Source organism: Streptomyces musisoli, assembly GCF_016741855.1.
Classification (GTDB): domain Bacteria; phylum Actinomycetota; class Actinomycetes; order Streptomycetales; family Streptomycetaceae; genus Streptomyces; species Streptomyces musisoli.
Window position 1 is genome coordinate 1 of sequence record NZ_JAERRH010000080.1, and the last position, 1405, is coordinate 1405.

Here is a 1405-nt window from a genome sequence, read left to right on the forward strand (position 1 = left end):
TTGGCTGCGTGCGGTGAGCGGGTTGACGATCCGGCCCGCCGCGAAGATGCCGAGCATCCGCCGCACACGCACTTCGCCGGTGGCGGCGTCCACGGCGACCTCGGCGAACTGCGCGCCGAACGAGTGCCGTTCGGCCGGGGCGAGGGCGCCGATGGCCGCGGAGGTGTCCGACCGGACGGTGATTCCCTCCTCGGGTGTGCGGGTGCCGCCGGCCAGCCGCTCGCGCAGGGCGCCGGCCGCCGCCGTGATCGCCCGGGACCAGGAGCCGGTGCCCATCGAACGGCCAGCGATCATCGCCGGGCCGAAATCGCTGTCGCCTATCTGTACCCGGACGCACTCCGGGGGCACGCGCAGCGCGTCCGCGGCCACCAGGGTGAGTGCGGTACGGGCTCCGGTACCGACGTCGGCCGCGGAGATCCGGACGGTGAAGGTGCCGTCCGCATGTGCGGTGGCGGAGGCCGTGGACGGCGCGGCGCCCGCGCCGAAGGAGGCCGCCGCCGTACCGGTACCGAGCAGCCAGCGGCCGTCCCTGCGCAGTCCGGGGCGTGGGTCCCGGTCCGCCCAGCCGAACCTGCGGGCGCCCTCGCGGAAGCAGGCGGTCAGGTCGCGGCCGGCGAACGGCAGCCCGGAGACGGGTCCCTTCTCGGGTTGGTTGCGCAGGCGCAGCTCGATCGGGTCGAGTCCGCACTTCTCGGCGAGTTCGTCGAGCGCCGCTTCCAGCGCGAAGGACCCCGGCGCCTTACCCGGGGCGCGCATCCATGTGGGGGTGGGTACGTCCAGCCGGACGACGCGGTTGGCGGTGTGGTGGGCGTCGGCGTCGTACATCACCCGGGCCAGTACGGCGCTCGGCTCGACGAACTCGTGCACGGTGGAGGTGAGGCTGACCGAGCGGTGCTCCAGCGCGCGCAGGCGTCCGTCGGCGTCGGCGCCGAGCCGGACGCGCTGGGCGGTGGGGCTGCGGTAGCCGGCCAGGGAGAACATCTGGCGTCGGGTCAGGACGACCCGCACGGGGCGCTGGAGGACGGTCGCGGCCATGACGGCGGCCACCTGATGAACGCGCACGCCCTTGCAGCCGAAGCCGCCTCCCACGTGTTCGGAACGTACGCGCACCGAGCCCGCGTCGAGCGAGAAGAGATGCGCGAGTTCCCCGGCGACCCAGGCGGCGCCCTGGTTGGAGTCGACCACCTCCAGTCGGCCGGCGTCCCAGCGGGCGGTCGCCGCATGCGGCTCCAGCGGGTTGTGGTGCTCCGCCGGAGTGGTGTACTCGGCATCCACGACGACGGCGGACGTGGCGAGTTCGGCGTCGAGATCACCCTTTGCCGTCACCGCCGGGGTATGGCCGTCCACCGTGTGGGCATCGGGACGTTCACCGGTGAAGTCGACGTCGTGGGGTTGCTGTTCGTAG

General features: G+C 73.5%; 1 protein-coding gene. It reads right to left on the reverse strand.

The genetic code is table 11. From position 1 onward, the window contains the following. Window positions 1-1405 (reverse strand): xanthine dehydrogenase family protein molybdopterin-binding subunit (locus JK361_RS40520; protein ID WP_201828227.1); only part of this gene is annotated, 1405 nt, incomplete at both ends.